Source organism: Cytobacillus mangrovibacter (genome assembly GCF_042865275.1).
Classification (GTDB): domain Bacteria; phylum Bacillota; class Bacilli; order Bacillales; family Cytobacillaceae; genus Cytobacillus; species Cytobacillus mangrovibacter.
Map to the genome: position 1 here is coordinate 87,273 of NZ_JBIACJ010000010.1, position 25,989 is coordinate 113,261.

General features: G+C 37.3%; 15 protein-coding genes. All 15 read left to right on the forward strand.

Annotated features, from left to right (window positions below):
- Positions 1–525: 525 nt before the first annotated feature.
- A complete protein-coding gene (locus ACFYKT_RS17350) occupies positions 526–4,824 on the forward strand; it encodes a S8 family serine peptidase (protein ID WP_389222183.1) in 4,299 nt (1,432 codons plus the stop codon).
- Between the two features lie 122 nt (positions 4,825–4,946).
- Positions 4,947–6,803: an S-layer homology domain-containing protein gene (locus ACFYKT_RS17355; RefSeq protein WP_389222185.1), complete on the forward strand. Its 1,857-nt coding sequence runs from the start codon at positions 4,947–4,949 to the stop codon at positions 6,801–6,803.
- A gap of 186 nt (positions 6,804–6,989) precedes the next feature.
- A complete protein-coding gene (locus ACFYKT_RS17360) occupies positions 6,990–13,112 on the forward strand; it encodes an S-layer homology domain-containing protein (RefSeq protein ID WP_389222187.1) in 6,123 nt (2,040 codons plus the stop codon).
- Positions 13,113–13,657: 545 nt separating this feature from the next.
- Positions 13,658–14,398 (forward strand): YveK family protein, encoded by a 741-nt coding sequence (locus ACFYKT_RS17365; RefSeq protein ID WP_389222189.1) that lies wholly within the window; start codon positions 13,658–13,660, stop codon positions 14,396–14,398.
- Positions 14,388–15,089, forward strand: a complete 702-nt coding sequence (locus tag ACFYKT_RS17370) for a CpsD/CapB family tyrosine-protein kinase (RefSeq protein WP_389222191.1) — start codon at positions 14,388–14,390, stop codon at positions 15,087–15,089. The genes ACFYKT_RS17365 and ACFYKT_RS17370 overlap by 11 nt, the downstream gene beginning before the upstream one ends.
- A gap of 94 nt (positions 15,090–15,183) precedes the next feature.
- A complete protein-coding gene (locus ACFYKT_RS17375; RefSeq protein WP_389222193.1) occupies positions 15,184–15,951 on the forward strand; it encodes a tyrosine-protein phosphatase in 768 nt (255 codons plus the stop codon).
- A gap of 307 nt (positions 15,952–16,258) precedes the next feature.
- The gene (locus ACFYKT_RS17380; RefSeq protein WP_389222195.1) at positions 16,259–18,079 is read left to right on the forward strand and encodes a polysaccharide biosynthesis protein; all 1,821 of its coding nucleotides are present in this window, start codon (positions 16,259–16,261) and stop codon (positions 18,077–18,079) included.
- A gap of 12 nt (positions 18,080–18,091) precedes the next feature.
- The gene (gene galU / locus ACFYKT_RS17385) at positions 18,092–18,973 is read left to right on the forward strand and encodes a UTP--glucose-1-phosphate uridylyltransferase GalU (RefSeq protein ID WP_389222197.1); all 882 of its coding nucleotides are present in this window, start codon (positions 18,092–18,094) and stop codon (positions 18,971–18,973) included.
- 209 nt (positions 18,974–19,182) lie between these two features.
- Complete coding sequence (locus ACFYKT_RS17390) at positions 19,183–19,563, forward strand: type II secretion system protein (protein WP_389222199.1); 381 nt, start codon at positions 19,183–19,185, stop codon at positions 19,561–19,563.
- 594 nt (positions 19,564–20,157) lie between these two features.
- Positions 20,158–20,793 carry a sugar transferase gene (locus ACFYKT_RS17395; protein ID WP_389222201.1) on the forward strand — a complete coding sequence of 212 codons (636 nt, stop codon included), beginning with the start codon at positions 20,158–20,160 and terminating at the stop codon, positions 20,791–20,793.
- Positions 20,790–21,632 carry an NAD-dependent epimerase/dehydratase family protein gene (locus tag ACFYKT_RS17400; RefSeq protein WP_389222203.1) on the forward strand — a complete coding sequence of 281 codons (843 nt, stop codon included), beginning with the start codon at positions 20,790–20,792 and terminating at the stop codon, positions 21,630–21,632. The genes ACFYKT_RS17395 and ACFYKT_RS17400 overlap by 4 nt, the downstream gene beginning before the upstream one ends.
- Before the next feature lie 20 nt (positions 21,633–21,652).
- Positions 21,653–22,888 (forward strand): glycosyltransferase family 4 protein, encoded by a 1,236-nt coding sequence (locus ACFYKT_RS17405; protein ID WP_389222205.1) that lies wholly within the window; start codon positions 21,653–21,655, stop codon positions 22,886–22,888.
- Between the two features lie 4 nt (positions 22,889–22,892).
- Entirely contained in the window at positions 22,893–23,930 is a 1,038-nt protein-coding gene (locus ACFYKT_RS17410) for a polysaccharide biosynthesis protein (protein ID WP_389222207.1), read from the forward strand.
- A gap of 14 nt (positions 23,931–23,944) precedes the next feature.
- Entirely contained in the window at positions 23,945–25,054 is a 1,110-nt protein-coding gene (locus ACFYKT_RS17415; protein WP_389222209.1) for a capsular polysaccharide biosynthesis protein CapF, read from the forward strand.
- Between the two features lies 1 nt (position 25,055).
- On the forward strand, positions 25,056–25,985 hold the full coding sequence (locus tag ACFYKT_RS17420) for a hypothetical protein (RefSeq protein WP_389222211.1): 930 nt from the start codon (positions 25,056–25,058) through the stop codon (positions 25,983–25,985).
- Positions 25,986–25,989: the final 4 nt, after the last annotated feature.

Below are 25,989 nucleotides of genomic sequence, written 5' to 3' on the forward strand. Positions count from 1 at the left end.
CCATGGTCTCCTCCGAAAATTACCGGACACCCATTCCTCTATTTATGTAATACCCACTATTTTCGCAATGCTAGCGGACGACAGTTCCGTTAAATGATGATAATCATACGAAATTTACTCTTTTGAACTCCAATAGCGGAACAGCAGTCCGAACATGGGGACGTTTCTTTTGTTTCCTTTTCTTTTTTCTGTGCACCATTTTCAATAAAGTATCTTAGTATAAGTTTGTTACTAGAGGGACGTTTCTTGTGTTTCCAAAGAAGTGAAGCAATCCAGAGAATCCCTTAAGAAAGTGGGCCAAAGAAGCAAATCTAAGAGTAATTTTAATATTGATAGAAATCTATTGTTGAAAAGTTTAGAATAAAATGTCGAAACATTTCTAAAAATTTAAAATAGTTTATCAATTAATTTATAGAAGGATATGGTAATATAATAATTGTAATTTTCAAAAATTTACTAGGGGGGAAATAATAGAAATAGACTAATAGATTTGAAAACTAATAGAAAGAAATGGAGAGATGTTCATTGAAGTGGAGAAGAAGTTCTCATTTATTATTGTCAGTGCTTTTGGCAGGTGCTGCTCTAGCTCCAACTGCATTTGCAGAAGAGGGAAAAGAGAGCAAAATAGATGTCAAAAATAATACAAATGCATTTAATGTAATTAACACCTCAGAGATTTTCAAGAAAATCTCTGAAGCTAAGAAGCTAACTTTTGATCCTGTAATAAATGAAGACGAGAAAGTGCGTGTCATTGTAGAGCTAGCGGGAGAAACTCCATTAGAATTTGCTACTAAGAAAAACCTTCTATATAAAGACCTACCCCAGACAACTAAGGATGAACTTCAACAAACTGCGCAAAAAAAGCAAACACAAGTCCAAAATTCAATCCAATCAAACGGCGTGAATCTAGAAATTGAACATAGCTTTACCACTGTATTAAATGGTTTCAGTGGAGAAGTTCGCTATGGTGATATTGAAAAGATCCGTAAGATTTCTAGTGTAAAGAGTGTTGAAATTAGTAACGAGTACAAGCGGCCTGATCCGGTACCAAATATGGAGAATAGCCATGGGTTTATCCAATCTTACCAGACATGGGCTGATGCAAAGTATAAAGGCGAAGGTACAATTATCTCTATTATTGACTCTGGAGTAGACCCAAGTCATAAAGATTTTGTCCTTTCTGATGGAACAGAAGAAGCGTTGCTTAAGGAAGAAGTAGAAGCATTAGAATTAGATGGGAAGTTCTTTACAGAAAAGGTTCCTTACGGCTATAACTATTTTGACAAAAATAATGAAATTCTAGATATTGGGCCAGAAGCTTCCATGCACGGGATGCACGTCGCCGGGACATCTGCTGCGAATGGTGAAATTAAAGGGGTAGCACCTGAAGCGCAAGTTTTGGCAATGAAAGTGTTTAGTAATGACCCTGAATATCCATCTACATATGATGATATTTATATTAAAGCGATTGATGATTCCATTGCTCTTGGTGCGGATGTAATTAATATGAGTTTAGGAAGCACAGCTGCTTTTTATAATGAAGGAGATATTGCAAACCTAGCGATTACAAAGGCAGTTGAAAATGGAGTAGTTGTTTCAGTATCTGGAGGAAACTCCGGACATATCGGATATGGCTGGGGAAATCCGCTAGCAGAAAATCCTGATATTGGCGTTGTTGGTGCCCCGGGACTTTCAAAGGATTCCCTCCAAGTAGCTGCAACAGGAAATGTTGGATATCGTTATCAGCATTCTTTTGAACTTGATGATAAAGAGTTTATTGGATATGGTGCGGATGACTGGAGTAAGTTTGGAGGATCAATAGATATTATTTCACTAGGTGGCAAACTAGGACATCCAGAGGATTATAAAGGGCTTGACGTAAAAGGGAAAGTGGTTCTTGTTCCACGAGGTGATCTAACGTTTGTTGATAAGAACACGTATGCAACAGAAGCGGGAGCTGCAGGCATTATCGTTTATAACAATGGAAATCCGGTATTCTATGAAGATCAAGGTGGTTGGGGATTAGCTCCATTCATGCTTGTTCAGACAGAGGTAGGAGCTGCTTTGGAAGCAGCAATTAAGGATGCAGGTGGAACATTAACACTAGATCTTGAACAAAAAGCGAAAACGGAAAGCCCTGAAATGGGAAGAATGACTGATTTTTCATCATGGGGAACAACACCTAGCCTTGAATTAAAGCCAGAAATTTCGGCACCAGGTGGCAATATCTATTCCACTTTACAAAATAATTCATATGGCTATATGAGCGGTACGTCAATGGCTGCCCCACATGTTGCGGGTGGATCTGCACTTGTTCAACAATATCTGAAAAAGGAATTCCCTAATTTAGGGGCTGAAGAACGGACAAGATTTGCTAAAGTTCTATTAATGAATACGGCAGATGTGGTTGAAGATCTTTATGGACAACCATTCTCGCCACGTCGCCAAGGTGCGGGCATGATGCAGACATTCAATGCAGTATCTACGCCTGTAACCGTTGTAAATAAGGCAACGAATGAAGCAAAAGTGGAATTAAAGGATTTCAAGGAAAAGCAATTTAGCTTCACATTAGTAGCAAAAAATCACTCAAATAAAAAAGTAACTTATGATGTGAAAGCAAATGTATTAACAGATACCATTCAAGGGGACGAAAATACACTTATTGCAGGTGATATGAAAGGGGCAAAAGTCACTGCGCCTAAAACAGTTACCCTTAAAGCGGGAGAATCCAAGGAGATCACTGTTAATGTTGACTTAACAAACGCAAAGATTCCTGGAATTAATAAAAACGGAAAAAATATAAAACTAGATCTAAAAGAAGATATATTTGTTGAAGGTTTTGTCACACTTGAGCATGCGACAAAGCCAGATTTATCTGTACCATATGTAGGATTCTATGGAAATTGGGACCGTCCAAATATTGTAGATGGCTTCTCTGATTTTGATGAGAAAACCTACTATGATTACACTCTAATGATGGACGGATTGACTAGGTCCCTTACTCCAACACCTAATAAAAAGATTGCCGTTTCACCTAATGGAGATGGATATTATGATGAGGTACAACCATTATTATCTTTCCTTCGTAATGCTAAAGAAGTTCAGTACAACATCGTTGGAAAAGATGGAAAAGAGATTCGTCGTATTAAAAAGGAATACGATGTTAGAAAAACATACTTTAATGCAGGACAAAGACAACCATATTCATATGTAGATGGCCGAATTTGGGATGGAACAATTAAAGGTGCAGTTGTTCAAGATGGTGATTACTCATATGAGATTAAAGCAAAAGTAGGCAATGATTCAGAATGGCAAACTAAACGTATCCCGATTGTTATTGATACAATTGAGCCGAATATTCAAGTAACTCATGATAAAGAGAAGAATACTCTTACATGGGAAACAACGGAAGAAGGCTCAGGAGTACAAGCATACGATATACAAGTAAATGGAAAGTCGATTCTGAAAAAGGGAGAACTTTTATCTCCAAGCACTAAGGAATTCAAGCTCCCAGCCGAATATGAGAATTCATTTGTAGCTGTTGCGGCAGTTGACTATGCAATGAATGTTGGCTTCGATGAAATTGTAGTTGGTGATGAAGACTTCCCGGTTATTTCATTAATTGGCCCTGAACCGTTAAGCGGAGTGAATAGCCATGATGTGGTCGTTAGTGGACTTGTGGATGACGGTACAGGCGTCAAGGAGTTAAAGGTTGATGGAAAGCCTGTTGAAATCAAGTATGACAAAGAATTACAAACCTATAGCTTCGAGACAGTCGTGTCTTATGATAGTGATGGGGAAAAAGAAGTAATAATTGAGGCAACAGACTTTGATAACAAATCCATTTCAATCGCTCGTCAGTTCTTTGTTGATACGACTCCAGGAACGATTACGTTGAATGGAGAGGTTCCTTCCTATGTAAATTCAGATGTAACAGAATATGATCTTGATGTGACACTTCAGGATAATTACCGTGAGATGAAATTCTATGTTGATGATAACTTTGCTTATGGAATTGACTTTGATGTGCCACTAGTAATGGATGGGCATACACATCAATATACAGAAAAATTAGCATTGAATGAAGGATTAAATACCTTCGTATTATCATTAACAGACCTAGGTGGAAATAAAACGAAAGAGGTTGTTAATATCTACAAATTGAAAGAAGGGGAAGAAGCTCCTTCTGGACATATTACAAGTGCAACTGTAACACCAGAAGTAAATGTAAGTGAGAATCGCCCTGCGCAGATTAAAGCGGAGGCAAATGAAGAAATCACTTGGGATGTGACAATTACAGATCCAAATGGGGTAGTTACACAATTAGAGCAGACGAAGGGAACCTCTTTCGATGCTACTTATGCAGTTGCTAAAGATGCAGCAAACGGTGTGTACACTGTAACCATTGGTGGAAAGAATGCTGCAGAACAAGAAGTGGACAAGGTAGTTGAAGACTTTACTGTCTACAACTATTCAACATTAATTAATTCTGTAAAAGTATTGAATGCAAAAGGTGAAGATCAAAGCAGCTTCACACGAGATGGTCTTGCTGTTATCAAAGCAGATGTGACAAACTTAGAAGCATTTAATGTTAGCCCAATGCTTATTCTTCAAGTACTAGATTCTGAGAATCGTGTGGTCGGTAGATCATTCTTGACGATGAATACGCTTAATAGCAATAGTACGAATGGACTGGGTATGCAACTGCCATTAAAAGACCTTGCAAAAGGAGCTTATAAGGTTGAGGCTTTTGTGTGGACTGGTTGGGATATGAATGCATTAGCAGAAGCACATAAAGGGAAAGTGACATTTACTGTCGAGTAATTGAGCTGGGTAAATCCCCGTTTTCAAATAAAAACGGGGATTTACTATCATACGGATTGGTAGTACTCTTGAATATTTATCTGCAAACCATAGTTTCCACTTTATAAGGAGGGATGGACAACATGAAAAAGATAGCTAGTATTTTTATCTGCTTATTATTATTAGTTAGTCAAGTCCAGCTTGCTTCCGCTAGCTCTGATAACTCAGTTTCATTGGAAGTAGCTGTTGATAGTAATACATACTTAGCTGGGAGTAAAGTAAATATTTCAGGAAAAGTATTAGTGAATGGGCAACCAGGTAAAGGGCTAAATCCGACTTTAGTATTGAAGGATCCAAAGGGAAATAATTTATTTTTTGGACAATGGAATGATAATGAAATTGCTGGAGACGGTTCTTTCGCTACTTCCTATACGCTGGATTCTGATGCACTTTCAGGTGAATACACAGTAACAGTGGCTGCTTCTTCCCAGACAGCAACTGCTAAATTCACTGTTTTATCAGGAGAGGCTGGAAGTAATGCTGAGGTAACTGTCAAAACCAATAAATCGTACTACACTTATAATGAAGCAGTCACAATTACTGGAACTGTTACAAATGACGGTAAGGCGATTTCAGGCGTTGATGTTACCGTATTAGTCTCAAAGGATGGCAATCAATTAAAGGTTGACCAAAGAAACACAAACAAAAAGGGGGAATTCCAAAGCTTCATCAACTTAACCCCTAATGATAAAGATGGCACATATGTTGTAAAAGTGAAATCTTTAGGTAAGGAAGCAGATGTATCATTTACTGTTGGAAGTGCTCCTCCTGTAGTAACAGATCCAAGCACACCATCTCCAAGTGAGCCAGAAGAGAAAGAGGAAATCATTGTAGTAGATGAGAAGGACTTGGCAGGAGATATTGCAGACCCTAACAAAAGCACAGTAGAAATAGAAATTAAGGGTCAGAGTAATGATACAACTAAGTTGAGTGCAGAATTAAATGCATCAACAATCAATAAACTAGTGGAAAGTAATAAATCACTCAAAGTTTCCACAAAAGAATTGTCAATGCTTCTATCCCCAGAGTTACTGAAAGGGTTGTCTGTAAAAGATACAGTGAAAGTTTCTGTGGCTTCTAAAACAATTAATGAAAAAGATCTACCTGTAACAGTAGTGGGGCAGAAATTTTTAAGTGATTTATTCGACTTAACAATAACTCTAGGAAAAGATAAGAAAGTATCTACATTCTCTGCACCAGTTCAGGTATTTATTAAAGTAGACAAGAACAAAATAAATAATCCTAAAAAGACATCAGCCTATTATTTAAATGAGAAAGCCAAGGAATGGGAGTATAGCGGAGGGAAACTAGTAAATAATGAATGGATCTTCCAAACATCTCATTTTTCAAAGTATACAATTGTAGAAAATAGTAAAACATTTACAGATGTAAAAGCTCAAAACTGGGCAAAGGAATATATTGAAACACTAGCTGCTAGAACGATTATCAAAGGAAAAACGACTGATACATTTGGACCAAATGATCAAATTACAAGAGCGCAATTTGCTGTTCTCATTGCTAGAGCACTACAGCTTCCTCAAAAAGCATATCAAGGGAACTTTAAGGACGTTCCAGCATCTCTTGAATGGAGTGTAAAGGAAATAGAAGCTGCAAATGCTGCGGGAATTGTCGAAGGAAGCAACGGAAAGTTCAATCCGAATGACCAAATTACACGAGAGCAAATGGCTACGATCATTGTACGTGCAATTGAGTACGAAAATAAAGAATTATTAAAAGGATTAAACGGGAAAAAAACATTTGCAGATGCAAGTACAATTGCTTCATATGCTAAAGAAGCGGTTGGAATAGCAGCTGAACTAGAAATTGTTAATGGGATAACTAAGAATAGTAAGTCCGTATTTGCTCCGAAAGAAAATGCAACAAGAGCAGAAGCCTCAAAAATGCTTTATAAATTACTAGAAACATTGGACAAAATGTAAAGAAAGAATAGAAAAAGGAAGGCAATGCCTTCCTTTTTTTGCAAACATGGGGACGTTTCTTTTGTTTCCCAAAAGGAAACAAGGAGAAACAAAGGGACGGTTCTTATGTTTCTCTAGTAGGCCCTTTTTTCTATATTTTAGGGAAACACAAGGACCGTCCCCTTGTACTAATAGGGGGAGTTTAACATGTTCAAGAAAAAGGGAGCAAGGAAGGGATTGGCAATCATAGCGGCGTTGTTTCTGCTAATGAGCACTTTTCTTCCTACACTTCCAGTTAAGGCATCTACGGAGGGGATTCCATTCACAATGGAGGAACTTAGTGGATATGACTTCTGGGGAGCAAAAATTAGAGTATTAGATTCAAATAATAATCTTATCCATCAAGAACCTATTCTTTTGCAGGGGAAGAATATAAAACTAAACGTTGTTGAATCACAAACGTATATGATTGAAATGTTTGCTAACTTTAGCAAGGCTGGAACAACGAATGAAAAAGTCATTTATTATGGAAAAAAAGCAATAAGTGGCTCAGAACTACAAACGGGTCTAAATTGGACGTTTGAGGAAGATTTAATTGAAATTATACCTAACTTCGAAGGTTTTGACCTTAGCACAAATGGAATCGCATTATTGTCACCTTTAAAAGATAATACTAATTTGTATTTTTATGAGAATATATTTACAGATCACTCCACCACGAAATTATTAACTAGTCCTTCGAATGAGTTAAATGCTCAAACTTCAGGAAAAGATAACGATGGAAAGAATTACGTGTTATCCTTCAAAACCCCACAAACATCTGGGGAGTGGAAATTAGCAGAGGAAAAAGCGAAAGCGGTTCAAGTGAGTTTAGTAAGTGAAGATGAAAATGCAGAAATTACTTCATTATCAATTAATCTTTCAGATGTATATCTCAAAGGATTATACCTTAATGGTGAGCAAGCAAACATAGAAGAAGTATTCCTTTCACCTGGGAATTATCGAATGAATCTCTCATCCAAAACGAAAGACAGTGGTGATCAAACAAGTATAGGATGGGGATTACAATCTATATCGATCAATCAGCCAGTTGAATTAACATACACCGCTTATCCAGATAATATGGAAATTAAAAATGCAAATATTTATGAATCTGAAATCTCTGTTGAAACAACTGTATATGGCGGAGACTTTCAATATCAAAATTCACAAGATCCAGATCTAATTGGCAAAGTTAAAGTAGCTGATGAGAATAACAAAATCGTTGCAGAAGGACTAGATAACAGCCTGCAATATTTCAATGTTCAAACACCAAATTTAGAAGGCCAAAAATATACGATTACAGCCGAAATTGTCAACGCACAAGACAATAAAGTCTATGCTACTGCTTCAAAAGTAGTCGATCTGCCTGGCCGTAAAGACGAAGACATTAAAGGGACAGTAGTTACTGCAGAAAATTTAGCAGGCGATCCTTTAAAAGGTGCTGCCGTTCGTCTATATGAAAAAGTTGGCCAGCCTCCTTATGTTGGTATTCATGAAGAAAAGGTTGCCCCATTCAATTTAGAATTAATTTACAATACTTCGATTCAAGAGAAGGATGGACTAACTGAAGCGTTCATTCCGAATGCTTACATTCTAGATGGAAAAGAGTACGAACTTGTTGTTGAAAATGGGACAGCAGACAATGAGAAAATTGTCTATCATAAGTCTCTTGTTGGCGGAACAGAGTCTGTTGTTCATTTCTCAAAAGACAATCTGTCTAAATTGAACATTACATTTGATAAAGAATATTCGAATCAATCGATCAGCTTAGCGTTTGTTAATCACTCCAATCTTTCGCCAAATAGCTGGCCGCTGCACCTTAATTTACAAACGGATAATTACATCCATACAGATTCAGAGGTACTTCTAGCAGGTGAGTTTTATGACGAGAAGCTTGATGAAGCGATTCTTATTTCCAAGCAAATGAAGCCTGTTGATGGGGAAGACTTAACTATTTCATTGAAAAATGAACCATTAGCAGAAATTACGCCTCCTATCGGTTACGAAGATGCAAAGGTAAGCGCCGAATTTGCATGGTTCTCTGGACGAAACGTATCCAAATTAAAGGTTAATCGCGATTACATCAATCCGTATGGGGATACTGAACTAACTATTCGTTTTTATGTGATCGGTAATGATGGAAATTATTATGGATTTAGGCATTGGATACAAGAACTGACTGAACAAATTCAATTAACGATTCCATCAACATTTACAGGGAGTGCTTACCCAAGCTCGTCTATCATAAATGGAGCTATATGGGTTGATACGTATTATTACAATCATGAAGCACAAGTTGAGTTAGACGGCATTTATAAAAATATAACAGCAACTTATCATGCTGGAGAATTGGCCTTCAACACGCTTCAAGAAGATGGATCCATACAACAATGGAACATGAAAGAAAAGGCTGGAATCACAGTTTATGAAGAACAATCACCAAAGCCTGCTTCAAATGATGGAGGAGCAACGAATTACCTACTTCGCTACCAATTAAATAAAGATGATCAAGTAATTGACGACCAACTTTATGCAGATAACACATCACAAATTTACGTACAAGTACCAAGCAAGGATGAAGTCTACCAATTGACACTTGCAGAACAACTCTTTTCATCTGATGTCGTTCAACTGGAAATGAATACACCAATTATCTTTGGGGAGTCAGAAAATACATGGGCATTCCCATCGTTTAAAATTGTATCTGACAACCAATCAACGCTAATCAATCATTTAAATGTCTCGATGTACCAGCTGTTTGATTATGGTACACATGCAAATGTCAATAGAGTTTATGCTCAAGTCAATAATCAAATGGTAAATACAGAAATCTATAACCTGAAAGACGATGATAAATTTGCGATTACCGTAAAAGGTGAGCTCCAATCAGGTACAGCAATGCCAACTCAATTTACTAATCTCGTTGAATTGTCTGGAGCCGAATTGAAAGAACTTACGGAGCTTAACGTATTAGAGGATTTTGTAAAAGTAAATGTAAAAAGATCCTTTGCGAAAAAGCTGTCACAAGAATCAGCGTATATTGATCTACAGTTATTTGGAAAAGATTTTTATCATACAGAGCATCTATTTAGCCATTCTTCTAATGATGGAGACTTAAGCTATTACTTACCTAAAGGGAAAGCGATTCTCCGTTATGGCGGCATAAATGGAGATAACGCCTACTTACTTTCAAAAGAAGTCACAATCTCAGAGCCAACATCTGTTACATTTAGCGACAGTGATCCACTTTCAGCTGTAATGATTAAGGGAGCAGATAATCAAGCACAGTCATTTATCAATACGCAGCTAATACAAAAAGGCAAAAATACGATGAGTTTATATCATCTTGGCTATAACTATCCTTATCAAAAAGCATCCTTGAAAAAACTATATGTAACACCAGGGGAATATGAGGTTTACTTTGATTTAATGAACACGGAAAGCAATGAGACGCCTTGGGGCTATCGCTTCCTGGCATCTGCGAACGCGACTGAGAACGTTGACTTACAATTTAACGGCTTCGAATTCGAGACTGAAGTAGCGGACATTACAACTTTTACTTATGAGGATGGAATGACAGATATTTCTACTCAAGTAAATATGAAGAGCGGAGACTTACAACTTGAGCAAGTCCATGTGTACCGTGAAGCAGCGAAATCAGGAATGGGTATAAACGCAGTAGATCCAATCCGTGACTATGATGGTGACTTTAATATTCAAAAGACAGTAAATCCAACGGTGAAAGTTTATCAAACATCATCAGATAAGCTTGTTTACCAAGCAGAAGCACAATATGGCCAGCGCCATTTCAATTTCCCGCTTAAGGCTGAAAAAGGCCAGTATAAATTTGTCTATGAACAGCCAATTGGACCAAAGAAATCTGTATCAGCAAGCAAGAACTTTATCATTGGTCAGCAAGGGGAATTCGTCAATATTCAAGAACCAACGAATAATGCGCTAGTAAACAAACGTACCATTACGGTTAGCGGGCAAGCGACACCTTTGAAAACGATAACTGTTGAAGCAACGAAAGGTGGAGCAGCACCAACAAGTAAAACGGCAGTAGCCGATGAAAATGGTAACTACACAGCAGTAATTACCGTACCAGAAGACGGAAAGTATACGATCCAATCGTATTTAGCAGACAAGAAAGATGTCCAATCGACAGCTGTTACCGTTGAGGTTGATACAACAACCCCAGCCACACCAGCAAATGTAAAGGCAGAGCAAGTGAAAAATGCCATCGCCATTACTTGGGATAAAGTAGCCGATGCGAATAAATACATTCTTTTCGCTGCTGAAAAAGGAAAAGAGTTCAAAGAGATTGTGTTAACAGGAAATAGCTATAATTTCCAAGACATCCAGCCTGGAACGACTTATCAATTCAAAGTCGCAGCGGTTGATCTAGCAGGAAACCAATCTGAACCATCAAGCATAAAAGAAGTCACAACTTTTAGTTTCGCTGTGACAAAGCTAGAAGTGAATGCGAATCCAAATGCATATAATCTTCTATCCATTGGGTCAGATTTGGACATTAGCATGGAAGGCTCTTATGAAGAAGGATTTACTGGCTTTGCTGAGCTATCCTATCTAGAAGGCGATCAAACAAAAACGAAAGAAATCGAGCTTGTCTATAATAATGACAGCAAAAAGTACACAGGCAAACTGAAAATCGCTGAAGGCATGGCCAAAATGGTTGATATCAAAGGCTGGATCGTAAACGGCTCTGAAAAAACAGAGGTCATTACAACAGCGATCAACAAAACAGTTGGTGCAACCTTGAAAGGAAGCATTACTGAAGGTGGACAGCCACTAACTAACAATGCCCGTGTGAGATTAGTAGGCAACTATATTATTACAAAGGATACCGATGCGAACGGTCTATTCACTTTTGAAGGCGTTCCAAACGGTGAATATACAATCAACATTACTTACCCAACACAAAATGGAAAGACATTCTACAATGTGTTAAATGGGACAGTAACAGTAGCAAACGGAACGATTAAACAACTAGATAAAGCAATTGAACTACCGGCGAATATAGAAACACCGCCGCCAGCTGGAGGCGGAGGCGGAGGATTACCTCCAATTGGAACACCAGAAGCAGGTGGAAACACAATCGAGCTTACTGACAGCATGTTAAAGATCGAAGGAAACAAAGCAAGCTTCAATGAAGCAGAGGTGTTAGCGGCAATTGAAGCTGCAGACAAAGTAGATAAGCTGACTCTGAAAACATCAGAAAAGGTAAATGAATTTGTCCTTTCACCAAAAGTAATAACTGTGTTAAAAGCAAAAAATAAAGATGCGATTATTCATGTCGAGAATAATCTAGGAAGCTACCAGCTGCCAGTAAAAGAAGTAAATCTCCAAGATTTAGCGAAAAAACTTGGTGCAGCTTCTGGAACAAATGTAGAGCTATCGATCACAGTGAAGAAGTCTACCGATTCACTTAGCAATCTAAATGGATTGACCCTTTCTTCTGATGCGGTTGAATTTTCAGTTGAAGCAGCCTACAACGGGAAAACAACTGAATTAAATCAATTTAACCAATACGTCGAAAGAACGATTCAATTGCCAAAAACGGTTGATGCAAAGAAAGCAATTGCTGTGAAATTGACAAAGAATGGTTTTGTACCTGTTCCAACTACTGTTGTTGGAAAACAAGCCATTATTAAGAGTCTGTCAAACAGCACATATGTAGTCATCCAATCAGATCAAACATTTACAGATGTAAACAACGGTGCAAGCTGGGCTGAGGAGTATATTGAATCATTAGCCTCTAAGTTTATTGTTAAAGGAATGACAGAGGATAAATATGCGCCGAGCGAAAGCATGACAAGAGCACAGTTTACTGTCCTGCTTGTCAGAGCACTTGGCCTGACAGGTGAAGCATATGATGGACGCTTCAACGATGTGAAGGGCAATGAATGGTATAACGAAAATGGTGAATTAATGGCAGCCATTAAATACGGCATTATTCAAGGTGTCGGCAATGGTTCATTTGCACCAAATGACACGATTACTAGAGAGCAAGCAGCAGTCATGATTGCTCGTACGCTTGAATTGGAATTTGTCACTGTTGATCAGAAAATCTTTGATCAATCAAAGAAGGCTTCCGACTTTAAGGACCATAAGAAAATGGCCGACTGGTCGAAAGAAAGCATTGAAAAGATCTATCAAGCCAATATCATTTCAGGTAATACAGATGGAACCTTCGATCCGAAAGGTGAAACAAAGCGTGACCAAATGGCCAAAATATTGGCAGAAATGCTAGGAAAGCTATTCTAGTATTCTAAAGAAATAAGAAAAGCGGCAGGGACGATTCCCTGCCGCTTTTCTCTATAAAAAATCAACTGTCCACCCTCCATATACAGAAAAGGCAGAAGGATGCAATTTCCTAAAATAGGTATTTCCAATAGCATTATAGTATGATAATATAGTTTGGGTAAGCTGGAAGGGATTAGGAGTTCACTGCCTCCGGTATAAAATAATTACCCGTAAATTTCTGCAAAATCTTTACAATAATTAAATTTAGATCAAGGTTATTATGATTACTAATCCCTTCATTATGAATGAAGTAAATATCTATGACTGGCGACGGCGCTAGTCTTTTTATATGAAAATAAATAGTCGTTCTAACTGGTTGAATAAGACTTTATGTCTAAAGAGGGAAATATCATGAGGGTTATCCAAAACTAGTAGAAGATTGTCGAAAAAGGTAGAGAACGGAAGTTGAAATCGTTATAATAAACTAAAGCAAAGAGATAGATAGTTTGCTAATAACAAATAGAAATATAGTGCTTTTGGTAGTGCTAATGAAATAGGAGGAAGTAATGGAAGAGACAATTAGCCTTAAAGAACTGTTTCAAACCTTGCGTAAGAGAATATGGCTTATTCTATCACTTACGTTTGTTGCTGCGATAGCGAGCGGCCTTATCAGTTACCTAGTATTAACACCCGTATATTCTTCATCCACCCAGCTGTTGGTCAATCAGGCCAAAAGTGAGCAGCCGATGTACAATCCTTCAGAAATTCAAACGAATTTACAATTAATTAATACGTATAACGTCATTATCAAAAGTCCAGCCATTCTTGAGCTTGTTCAGAAGGAATTGGATTTAGATACAAGTATAGAAGCACTTAATGGAAAGATTACGGTTGGAAGTCAGAAGGATTCACAAGTTCTGGCGATAACTGTACAGGATCCCGATCCTTATATGGCCGCAGATATTGCCAACACAACAGCAAGTGTATTCCAAAGGGAAATTACGAACATTATGAGTGTTGATAATGTGAGCATTCTTGCGAAAGCGGTAGTGAAAGAAGACCCAACTCCAGTGAAGCCGCAGCCTCTTCTGAATATTGCGATTGCCTTAGTCGTTGGCCTGATGGCAGGGGTAGGTTTGTCCTTCCTATTAGAATACCTAGATAATACAGTGAAGAGTGAGCAAGATATAGAGAGATTATTGGAATTGCCTGTCCTAGGGGCGATAACAACAATGGAAACAAGCAAGAAGAGTCCTCGCATGCCAAAAGGGAAGACAGAAGTGAGAGGTGAAACCATTGAGTCTTAAAGGGAAAAAAACAAAAACGTTTTCAAATCAACGGAATTTAATTACGATGACAGATTCTCGTTCACCTGTTTCTGAACAATTTCGTACCCTTCGTACGAATATCCAGTTTTCGGCAGTTGATTCGAGCATCCGCTCATTAATGGTTACTTCAGCTGGACCTGGAGAAGGGAAGTCAACGACAGTTGCGAATCTGGCCGTTGTATTTGCTCAACAGGAGAAAAAGGTCTTATTAATTGATGCGGATATGAGAAAGCCAACCGTTCATTATACCTTCCAGCTTCATAATAATCTTGGTTTAACAAATGTATTGACGAAACAAGCTTCTCTCTCAAAAGCAGTAAACAAGACAGAGCAGGACAATTTATTTGTTCTTACATGCGGTCCAATCCCCCCCAATCCAGCTGAATTACTAGGTTCGAAGGCGATGGAGGAGTTCCTGTCTGCTGCTTATGAAGAGTTCGATATCATTTTATTTGATACGCCTCCTATCTTGGCAGTGACAGATGCACAAATCCTGTCGAATATTTGTGACGGGACCATTCTAGTTGTAAGCAGTGGTAAAACAGAAGTGGAAGCAGCTGCTAAGTCGAAAGAGCTATTATTAGCTGCAAACGGGAAGTTATTAGGAGTAGTTTTGAACCAGAAAAAGGTTAAAGATAGCCAATACTACTACTATTATGGAACGAATTAGAAAATACTAACAATAGGTTTCCATTTTTGAACAACTATGTTACTATGGAAATAGGAAATTGTCGTATTTTAAGGAAGAAAAGGGGAGTTTCGCAATGATTGATATACATTGTCATATTTTGTCAGGTGTAGATGATGGGTCCAAAGACCTTAATGACAGTCTTGAATTAGCAAAGGCTGCAGTGAAGGAAGGAATCCATACAATCATTGCCACTCCCCATCATAAGAACGGAAGCTATGAAAACCCAAAGCAAGCGATCTTGCAAAAGGTAGACGAATTAAACAAGCTTCTAACAAAGGAAAAGATTCCATTATCGATCCTCCCAGGCCAAGAGCCCCGTATATATGGTGAACTCCTAGCAGATTATCATAAGGATGAAATCTTGACTTTGGCGAATGGGGGACAATATTTATTCATTGAGCTTCCCTCAGGAAATGTCCCGCGTTATACAGAACAGCTCCTTTTTGATATTCAAATGGCAGGATTAACGCCGATCATCGTCCATCCAGAACGCAATCAAGAGCTTATTGAACGCCCTGACGTACTCTATCAATTGGTGAAAAAAGGTGCCCTCACTCAAATCACTGCATCAAGTGTGGCAGGTTATTTCGGGAAAAAGATTAAGAGATTTACCTCACAATTAATAGACGCAAATCTCACCCATTTTGTTTCATCTGATGCACATAATATTCAAAATCGCTCATTCAAGATGATTGAGGGATTGGATGAAATTGAGAAACAGTATGGAGTCGATATGGTGTATCTCTTCACAGAAAATGCGGAGCTTCTGATTGAGGGAAAAGCCGTCTATAAAGAAGCGCCAATGAGAGTAAAGAACAAAAAGTTCCTAGGCCTATTCTAACAAACAGCAAGAGTAACAGCATGAAGTCAGGGCTTCCTGTCCGGTAATGTCTCCTAATCCGATATCTATGGAGGCACTCGGCTATGCCGTGGGTGAAGTTAGGAGCTTAGCCTTAGACGTCTGTCGTCAGTGGTATGGTGTGAGGACGGGTTAGATGCCCAATGTATTCTTAAAACATTTCAATAGATATCTAATGTTAGTGCAGGAATCCTCCTGTTTTACCATTAGATATTTATTTTTGCCGAAAAAATTATTTAGTGGTGCTTAATAACTAGTAAATTTGAATGAAAAGGAGGTTGGTTTGAAAGTGTCATATCAAAAGCGGTTGACTTTTTTAGTACTACTAGATTCATTGATTGTCCTATCGGCTATTTATGTTAGCTTATTAACCCTTCATCCGACTATGAATATCTTACAATCGCAAACAGTTTTGCTTAGCTCGATTACCCTCTTACTTAGCCATCATTTCTTTGCTTCTATCTATCGTCTTTATAATAAAGCGTGGGAATATGCGAGTGTTGGTGAACTGGTTGCGATTGTGAAATCAGTCAGTCTATCCATTATGACAACAGCGCTTGTTCAGCAGCTGGTTATCCATGATATTTATTTCCGTGCCTTAATGCTTGCATGGATGCTGCATGTCTTATTGATTGGCGGCTCTCGTTTTTCTTGGCGGATCTATCGAGATAATTACATCAAGCCGCAAGTAGAGGCGAAGCGGGCGCTAATCATTGGGGCTGGTTCAGCGGGAACGATGCTTGTCCGTCAACTCATACATAATGTGGATACTGGTCTTGAGCCGGTAGCCTTTATTGATGATGATTTCCGAAAGAACCACCTGCAAATTCATGGCGTTCCAGTTGTGGGAAATTCGAAGAAAATTGCAAAGATCGTTGATAAATACGAGATTGATAAGATCATTATTGCCATCCCATCATTGAAAAAGCATGAAATGAAGCGGATATTTGAAGAATGTGCTGGCACAAAGGCGAAGACAGTCGTCATGCCAATGATTGAAGATGTCATGCTAGGGAAGGTTTCTGTCAATCAGTTCCGGGATGTTCAAGTAGAGGATTTGCTCGGACGAGATCCAGTTGAACTCGATTCAGAAAGCATTTCGAAAAAGCTAACAGGAAAAACAATTCTTGTTACAGGTGCAGGCGGTTCAATCGGTTCGGAGATTTGCAGACAGGTGTGTAAATTCCATCCGAAGAAAATTGTTCTTGTCGGTCATGGAGAAAACTCAATCTATCAAATCGATATGGAATTAAGAAATAAGCATATAGAAGGAATTGAAGTCATTCCAGTCATAGCAGATGTACAAGATCGCCATCGGATCTTTGAAGTAATGGAAGAACAGAAGCCAGATGTAGTCTACCACGCTGCTGCCCATAAGCATGTGCCATTAATGGAATACAATCCGAAAGAAGCTGTAAAGAATAATGTTTTCGGAACAAAAAATGTGGCAGAAGCAGCCGACACATTCCGAGTGGAAACATTTGTCCTTGTTTCTACGGACAAGGCAGTCAACCCTACAAATGTAATGGGATCGACAAAACGGATAGCAGAGATGATCATTCAGCAGCTGGACAAGCATAGCGAAACAAAATTTGTTGCTGTCAGATTCGGGAATGTACTAGGAAGCAGAGGAAGTGTCATTCCGCTATTTAAGAAGCAAATCCTAGCGGGCGGGCCAGTCACTGTCACACATCCAGAAATGACAAGGTATTTCATGACCATTCCAGAAGCATCGAGGCTTGTTATGCAAGCGGGTTCACTTGCTCGCGGTGGAGAGGTATTCGTGCTTGATATGGGTGAGCCAGTAAAGATTGTTGATTTGGCGAAGAACCTCATTCAGCTATCGGGCTATACAATAGAAGAAATCGGGATTAATTACTCTGGGATACGACCTGGAGAGAAGATGTACGAAGAATTGCTCGGGGAGAAAGAAGTTCATAAAGAAGCGGTGTTTCCGAAGATCTTTATTGGGAAAGCAGTCTTGGAGCAGGAAGAAGAGATTCGCTTTCTGATTGATCGGTTTGAGGGGATGAGCACGAAAGAGGTTAGTGAGTTTGTTTTGAACTTGGCTAATCGGAGGAAGAATAAGGTGCTTGCGGTTGCGAAGTAAGGGGGAAAAGCAATGAAGAAAGTTAGAAAAGCGATTATACCAGCGGCAGGATTAGGGACGCGCTTCCTACCAGCGACAAAAGCAATGCCTAAGGAAATGCTGCCAATTGTTGATAAACCAACAATTCAATACATAGTTGAGGAAGCGGTTGCATCTGGTATTGAGGATATTATTATTGTAACAGGTAAAGGGAAGCGTGCTATCGAGGACCATTTTGATAACTCTTTTGAATTAGAGGAGAACCTTATTCAAAAGGAAAAGTTCGATTTGCTTGCGAAGGTGAAGGAACCTTCGAAGGTGGATATTCATTATATTCGTCAGAAGGAGCCAAAAGGGCTTGGGCATGCGGTTTGGTGTGCGCGGAAGTTTATTGGGGATGAGCCGTTTGCGGTGTTGCTTGGGGATGATATTGTAGAGGCGGAGACACCTTGTTTGAAGCAGCTGATGAATCAATATGAGGAAACTTTTTCGTCCGTTATTGGTGTGCAGACTGTGCCTGATGATGAGACGCATCGGTATGGGGTTGTTGAACCTTCGGTTCAGGAGGGGAGAAGGTATCGGGTTGATAATTTTGTTGAGAAGCCTGCACCTGGAACGGCCCCTTCCAATTTAGCGATTATGGGTCGGTATATTCTTACGCCGGAGATTTTTATGATTCTTGATCAGCAGGAGACTGGTGCTGGTGGGGAGATTCAGTTGACGGATGCGATTCAGAAGTTAAACCAGATCCAGCGGGTGTTTGCTTATGATTTTGAGGGCACTCGGTATGATGTTGGGGAGAAGTTTGGGTTTATTAAGACGACGATTGAGATGGCTTTGAAGGATGAAGGGTTGAGAGGGGAATTGCTTAATTATCTGAAGGAAGTTATGGAGAAGTCGAGAGTGATTGGGTAGTGTGGTACTCCTTCGGAGTTAATGATTAGTTGGAAAGAGATGTCTAATAAATAAGGAATTTTTATAACTTTTTTGAGTTGTAGGTTGATATCAATAAGCTTATTTGATTAAATTTTCCTTAATTTTGAATTTTTGAAAATTACAGTATATTAAAGCGGCTCATTGGACATATTGGATATTAATTAAATATCCAGAGGTGAATATGGAAGATGAGAAATTTTTCAAGGGAAACTATTAAGGGAAGAAAGCTATCACGTATTCTTTCTAATTCTAAGGGTCTTACATTGGTTGAGCTTTTAGCGGTTATCACGATCCTGGGAATTGTAGCTGGAATTGCTACTCCTACGGTTCAAGGGGTTATTGCAAAGGCGAAAGAAGAGACCTGTTATGTGAATGCAGCTCAGCTTGAAAGTATGTATGAGACGCAGTTAGTAATTGATGGTGTGGAACATACAGAAGCATTATTTTCTCAATTTATGGTTGGGTTTAGTGGTATCTCTTATGAGGATGGGGAATTTCAGTATGTTGATGGGAAAGTTCAATGTAGTAGATACCCTGATGATAAGGAAGGGGAAGTTCCTCATTTATAACTTTTGATTTGGATAAGGGCTGTCAGATGAGTGAAGGGTTCTGACAGCTTTTTGGGTTGTTTGGGATTGGGTGGGGGAGGGGAAGTAAGAATGGTCAATAGATAACCACAACATATTGTGTTGAAATCAGCGGAAAATCATGAAATTATACAATATATGGGATTTATCTATATAACATAGTACCATTTTGTTAGTATATAAAGATAAAATGGTTAAAATCGGGGTTTTTGACTCAGAAAAACGTTGATTTGACGGGCTTCTTGGTAACCTAAAATATGGAAAAATATTGAATGGAGTTAAGGTACTGAGTATCGTAGTTAGATTGAGTGCTAGAAACGTTGCGGGATAAGGGTTTAAGGCTTTTTTAGTAAGATTTATAGATTGATTGAATGATATATATAATAGGAAGAAACTCGGTTTAGAGTGATTTTGAAGTGAATATCTATTTTGTATTTGGTTGGTAGATTGAATAGATATTACGAGGTGGCTATTGGAAGTAGATAAGATTTAGTAGGTTAGTAGTTGGTTGGAAAGGCTGAAGATTTCCAATTAAGTCCTAACTTACTAAACAACTTTATAAGGAGTGTTACAGGTATGTATATGAAAATGAAAAGATTGATAGATATCATTCTTTCTTTAATTGGACTTATAGTATTATCACCAATTTTTTTAACACTAATTATTGCTATTAAGATCGATTCAAGAGGTCCGGTACTGTTTAAGCAAAAGCGTGTTGGAATCAATAAGACACATTTCAATATATTGAAGTTCCGTACTATGAGAATAGATACACCAAAGGACACTCCTACTCATTTATTAGAGAACCCGGATCAATACATTACTAAAATGGGTAAGTTCTTAAGGAAAACTTCACTTGATGAACTTCCGCAAATCTGGAATATCTTTGTTGGGCAGATGAGTATTATTGGTCCTCGTCCTGCATTGTGGAATCAATATGACTTGATCGCTGAACGTGATAAGTATGGAGCCAATAATGTTCCTCCTGGTTTGACTGGATGGGCACAGATTAACGGGCGTGATGAGCTTCCGATTGAGGTCAAGTCTAAGTTGGATGGGGAGTACGTTGAAAGGATTAGTCTTTGGATGGATGTTAAGTGTTTCTTTGGGACCATCGTTAGTGTTGTCAAAAGTGATGGTGTTGTTGAAGGTGGAACCGGAACTACAGCGAAGAAAGAAATCGCGAGTAGCAAGGAGAGTATGTCCAAATGAAAAAAATACTGATTACAGGTAAAAATAGCTATGTAGGTATGAGTCTGGAAAAATGGCTTGGAAACTATCCTGATAGTTATTCAATAGATTCGATTAGTTTAAGAAACAATTCGTGGAAAGAAAAAGACTTCTCTGAGTATGATGTGGTGTTTCATGTGGCTGGGATAGCACATATAAAGGAAACGAAAGAAAACGCACATCTCTATTATAAAGTGAACCGTGATTTAGCTTACGAAGTTGCTCAAAAGGCAAAGGTAGAAGGTGTGAAACAGTTCATATTTCTAAGTTCCATGAGTGTTTATGGAATTGAGAGTGGTGTTATTGATAAAGACTCGCTACTTAAACCCAAAAGTAATTATGGAAGATCTAAACTTGAAGCTGAAGAGTTAATTACAAATTTAGAAAATGGTGTTTTTAAAGTTGCAATTTTACGCCCTCCAATGATTTATGGGAAGGGTTGTAAAGGTAATTATACCAGATTGGCAAAACTCGCATTAAAAACTCCTATTTTTCCTGATATAGACAATAAACGCAGTATGATTTATATCGATAATTTATCAGAGTTTGTAAAGTGCTTAATTGATAATTATAGTGGTGGTTTATTTTTCCCTCAGAATAAGGACTATGTGAATACAAGTAATTTGGTTGAATTGATTGCAAAGACACATGGAAAGAAAATCTTGATAACTAGGTTGTTGAATCTACCATTTATCTTAATGAAGAGAAACGAAACCGTTAATAAAGTATTTGGTAACTTGGTTTACGAAAAGAATCTTTCTAAAATAGAGAGATTAGAACAAATTTCTTTAGTGGAGTCTATTAAACTTACAGAAATGTGATTTTAGAAAGAAGAGGTTATATGAAAAAAAAGAAGGATGTACTGTTCTTGTGTCAGTATTTTTACCCGGAATATGTGTCATCTGCTACACTTCCATATGATACTGCTCTATCCCTAAGGAATACAGGTTTAACAGTTGGGGTCTTATGTGGTTACCCTAGGGAATACAACTTAGCAGACAAAGTTCCACTAAGAGAAACACATAAGGGGATCGATATAAAAAGGTTAAAATATATCCAGCTTAAAAGAAGTAATTTTATTGGAAGATTAATAAATTATTTCTCCTTCACTGCTGCAGTTGCTTTGCGCTTTATGGAGTTAAAAAAGTATAAAATGATTATTGTTTATTCTAACCCACCTGTATTGCCATTTATTGCAGCTTTAGCAAATACTTTTTTCAAAACAAAAGTGATTTTTGTAAGTTATGATATTTATCCTGAAATTGCTCACGTCACAAATACTATTTCACAAGACAGTATAATGAGTAGAATGATGAGACTTATAAACAAAAGTATATTTAAGCGAGTTAATACAGTTGTCGCTTTATCAAATGAGATGAAAACTTATCTACTTAAACATAGACCCGCTCTGTCTAAAGAACAAGTACAGGTAATCCCGAACTGGTATGAGGATAAAGGAATGTCTAATTCTGAAGAATCTTTAAAAAATCCACTTTTTCGTTCGATAAAGAGTGGCGGCAATCTTGTTGTTTCTTATTTTGGTAATATGGGAATTGCACAGGAACTTGACACAATAGTTGGTGCTATTAGGCAACTAAGAAATGATATTAATGTTCATTTTGTTTTTGCGGGTCATGGAATTAAGATGGAATCATTAAAGAATATTGTAAAGAAAGAGAACCTAAATAATATTAGTGTATTTGATTTCCTACACGGACAAGACTTTCAAGATGCACTAAATATCAGTGATTGTTTTATAGTAAGCTTAGCGGATGGATTAACAGGACTAGCTGTTCCAAGCAAAACCTACAGTTACATGATGTCAAGTAAGCCAGTAATCGCCATTATAGGTGAGAATTCTGATATAGCAAGAGATTTAATAGATAACGATGCAGGGTACGCTTTGCAAGTAGGAGATAGTACTAAAATGGTTAGTGCCATTAGAGAACTCCGAGATGATATTGAAAAGCACATGAATATGGGGGAAAATTGTAGGAATGTTTTCCTTGAAAAATACACAAAGGATATTTGTACTCAACAATATGTAAAAATGGTACAAAAAATACTGGAGGGATAAAAAGATGTTTAAAGATAAAACGTTACTAATTACAGGTGGAACAGGATCTTTTGGAAATGCGGTTATGAAGAGATTCTTAAATACAGATATTAGGGAAGTAAGGATTTTTTCACGTGATGAAAAGAAACAAGATGATATGCGTAAACTTTACAAAAATGATAAGCTCAAGTTCTATCTTGGAGATGTAAGAGATTTAGCGAGCGTTAAGAATGCTATGTATGGGGTGGATTATATCTTCCATGCTGCGGCACTAAAACAAGTACCATCTTGTGAGTTTTTTCCTTTAGAAGCGGTAAAAACAAATATATTGGGTACAGATAATGTACTAACGGCCGCTATCGAGTATGGGGTAAAGAAAGCTATCTGTCTTTCAACTGATAAAGCAGCCTATCCAATTAATGCAATGGGTATTTCAAAAGCGATGATGGAAAAGGTCTTTGTAGCAAAATCAAAAACAGTCTCTCCAGAAAAAACACTTATCTGCGGTACAAGATATGGTAATGTAATGGCCTCGCGCGGTTCGGTTATTCCGTTGTTCATTGAACAAATTAAAAGCGGACATCCGTTAACTGTAACAGACCCTAATATGACAAGATTTTTAATGAGTTTAGAAGAGGCAGTCGAGTTAGTTGTCTTTGCTTTCCAAAATGCTGAAGCTGGTGACATTATGGTTCAAAAATCTCCGGCTAGTACAATTGGTGATCTTGCTCAAGCTGTAAAAGAATTATTTAATGCTGATAATGATATAAAAATAATTGGAACTCGCCATGGAGAAAAACGTTATGAAACACTTCTTACAAAAGAAGAATATGTAAAGGCAGAAGACTTACCTGGTTTCTATAAAGTTCCCGCCGATCAAAGAGATCTTAACTATGATAAGTATTTTGCAGAGGGAGATCAAAAACTTACTACTGTAGAAGAATATAATTCAGATAATACACAAATTCTTAGCATTGATGAAATTAAAGAAAAGTTGCTTGAATTAGACTATGTGCAAAATGAGCTTAAGGAATGGAATAAAAAGGTTCATGTAATGAACTAAAGGTGGTATGACTTATGAAAATTCTAGTAACAGGCGCAAACGGTTTTGTAGGAAAAAACCTTATCGCTGAACTAAAAAATGAGGGATATAACGATATATTTGAGTTTACTAGAGAAAGTGATCCTTCACATCTTGAAAAATATACACAAGAATGTGATTTTGTCTTTCACTTAGCTGGAGTAAACAGACCGAAAGATGAAGATGAATTTATGGAAGGTAACTTTGGTTTAACTTCCCAATTACTAGGACTACTAAAGAAACATGACAACAAAGCTCCTGTTCTTATTACTTCTTCTATTCAAGCAGAAAAGGACAATTCTTATGGAAGAAGTAAGAAGGCTGGAGAGGAATTATTGTTTAATTATTATTATGAAACTGATGCAAAAGTTTATGTATATCGACTTCCAAACCTATTTGGTAAGTGGAGTAAACCAAATTATAATACTGTGGTGGCTACATTTTGTCATAATGTAGCTAGAGATTTAGATATTCAAATAAACAATCCAGACGCAGAGCTTAACCTTTGTTATATAGATGATGTATTAGAAGAATTTTTAAGTGCTTTAGAGGGAAAACCAACAATGCATGAAGATTTCTGTGTTGTTCCCGTAACACATAATATAAAACTTGGGGAATTGGCCGACCTTATAAAGAGCTTCAAAGAAAGTAGGTCAAATTTAAGCATTCCTAATATGGAAGATGCACTAACTAAGAAGCTCTATAGTACTTACTTAAGCTTTTTACCAGAAGATCAGTTTTCTTATGACCTTAAAATGAATTGTGATCATAGAGGTTCTTTTACAGAATTTATGAGAACAACGGAAAGAGGACAAGTTTCCGTAAATGTATCAAAACCAGGAATTACAAAAGGGAATCATTGGCATCACACCAAAAATGAGAAGTTTTTAGTTGTAAGTGGTGAAGGTTTAATTCGTTTTAGAAAGATAGATTCTGAAGAAATTATTGAATATAGAGTAAGTGGAGAAAAGTTACAGGTTGTAGATATTCCAACAGGGTATACACACTCAATTGTAAACGTAGGGGAAAGTGATCTCGTAACAGTAATGTGGGCAAATGAATGCTTTGATCCAGAAAAACCGGACACTTATTTCTTGGAGGTGTGATATGAGTAATTTAATATTTAGTGCTTTCGCATATAAGGAGGAATATAATCCTACACCTAACATCAATGAGAAAGAAATAAAATCTGCTGTAAATATTTATATAAAAAACATTTTTGTTGCATTAAAATCTGCTAAAATTCAAAATCCAAATGATGATGTCGCACTTGTTACTAATAAAGAAATACCAGAAAACTTTCGTAAGCTTTTTGCTAGAAATAATATCTATATATACCATTGTGATTTTAATGAATTTACTATGCCTAAGGATTTTACTTGGTCACTAGCTTTCTATAAATTATGTGCTTTAAAATACATTGTAAGTGAAGGTGAATATAATAATTATTTGTTGTTAGATGGAGATACAGTAACTATAAGAAGCTATAATGACTTGTGGCAAGAGGCTTTTCATGGCTTAGTGTTATTTAATATTAATCACAATTTTTCACATAGGGTTAGAAAAGATATAGTAGAAGTATATGAGGAGTTATATGGTTATTCTATGAATATCCAACAATATGGCGGAGAACTTATATGTGGAAATAAAGATATATTACAAAACTTTGTCGAAAAGTGTGAAGAAGTTTATTCTAAAGTTAAAATCCGTAATTTTAATATAAATAAGGACTCGGAAGACGAATTAATCACGTCAATTGCTGCTACCAAAATGTCTAACATTTTTGATGGGGGAGCATATATTGATAGATATTGGACAGGGAGGTTTTATCTAGTGTCGACAAATTATGTTAATGACCCTGTCGCCATTTGGCACTTGCCAGGTGAAAAAAAACAGGGCTTATTAACACTATATAATTACTTAATTAAGAATGATACTCTTCCTAAAAATGTTCATAAAATATTTGGTTTACCAAAATCTAGAAGGCCTGATTTTATACTATACAATTTAAAAAGGATTGCAAGAAAATTATTTTAATATA

Coding starts and splice junctions, on each gene's coding strand:
- ACFYKT_RS17355 (WP_389222185.1), top strand. CDS start 4,947: ATGAAAAAGATAGCTAGTATTTTTATCTGCTTATTATTATTAGTTAGT.
- ACFYKT_RS17360 (WP_389222187.1), top strand. CDS start 6,990: ATGTTCAAGAAAAAGGGAGCAAGGAAGGGATTGGCAATCATAGCGGCG.
- ACFYKT_RS17365 (WP_389222189.1), top strand. CDS start 13,658: ATGGAAGAGACAATTAGCCTTAAAGAACTGTTTCAAACCTTGCGTAAG.
- ACFYKT_RS17375 (WP_389222193.1), top strand. CDS start 15,184: ATGATTGATATACATTGTCATATTTTGTCAGGTGTAGATGATGGGTCC.
- galU (WP_389222197.1), top strand. CDS start 18,092: ATGAAGAAAGTTAGAAAAGCGATTATACCAGCGGCAGGATTAGGGACG.
- ACFYKT_RS17390 (WP_389222199.1), top strand. CDS start 19,183: ATGAGAAATTTTTCAAGGGAAACTATTAAGGGAAGAAAGCTATCACGT.
- ACFYKT_RS17395 (WP_389222201.1), top strand. CDS start 20,158: ATGTATATGAAAATGAAAAGATTGATAGATATCATTCTTTCTTTAATT.
- ACFYKT_RS17400 (WP_389222203.1), top strand. CDS start 20,790: ATGAAAAAAATACTGATTACAGGTAAAAATAGCTATGTAGGTATGAGT.
- ACFYKT_RS17405 (WP_389222205.1), top strand. CDS start 21,653: ATGAAAAAAAAGAAGGATGTACTGTTCTTGTGTCAGTATTTTTACCCG.
- ACFYKT_RS17410 (WP_389222207.1), top strand. CDS start 22,893: ATGTTTAAAGATAAAACGTTACTAATTACAGGTGGAACAGGATCTTTT.
- ACFYKT_RS17415 (WP_389222209.1), top strand. CDS start 23,945: ATGAAAATTCTAGTAACAGGCGCAAACGGTTTTGTAGGAAAAAACCTT.
- ACFYKT_RS17420 (WP_389222211.1), top strand. CDS start 25,056: ATGAGTAATTTAATATTTAGTGCTTTCGCATATAAGGAGGAATATAAT.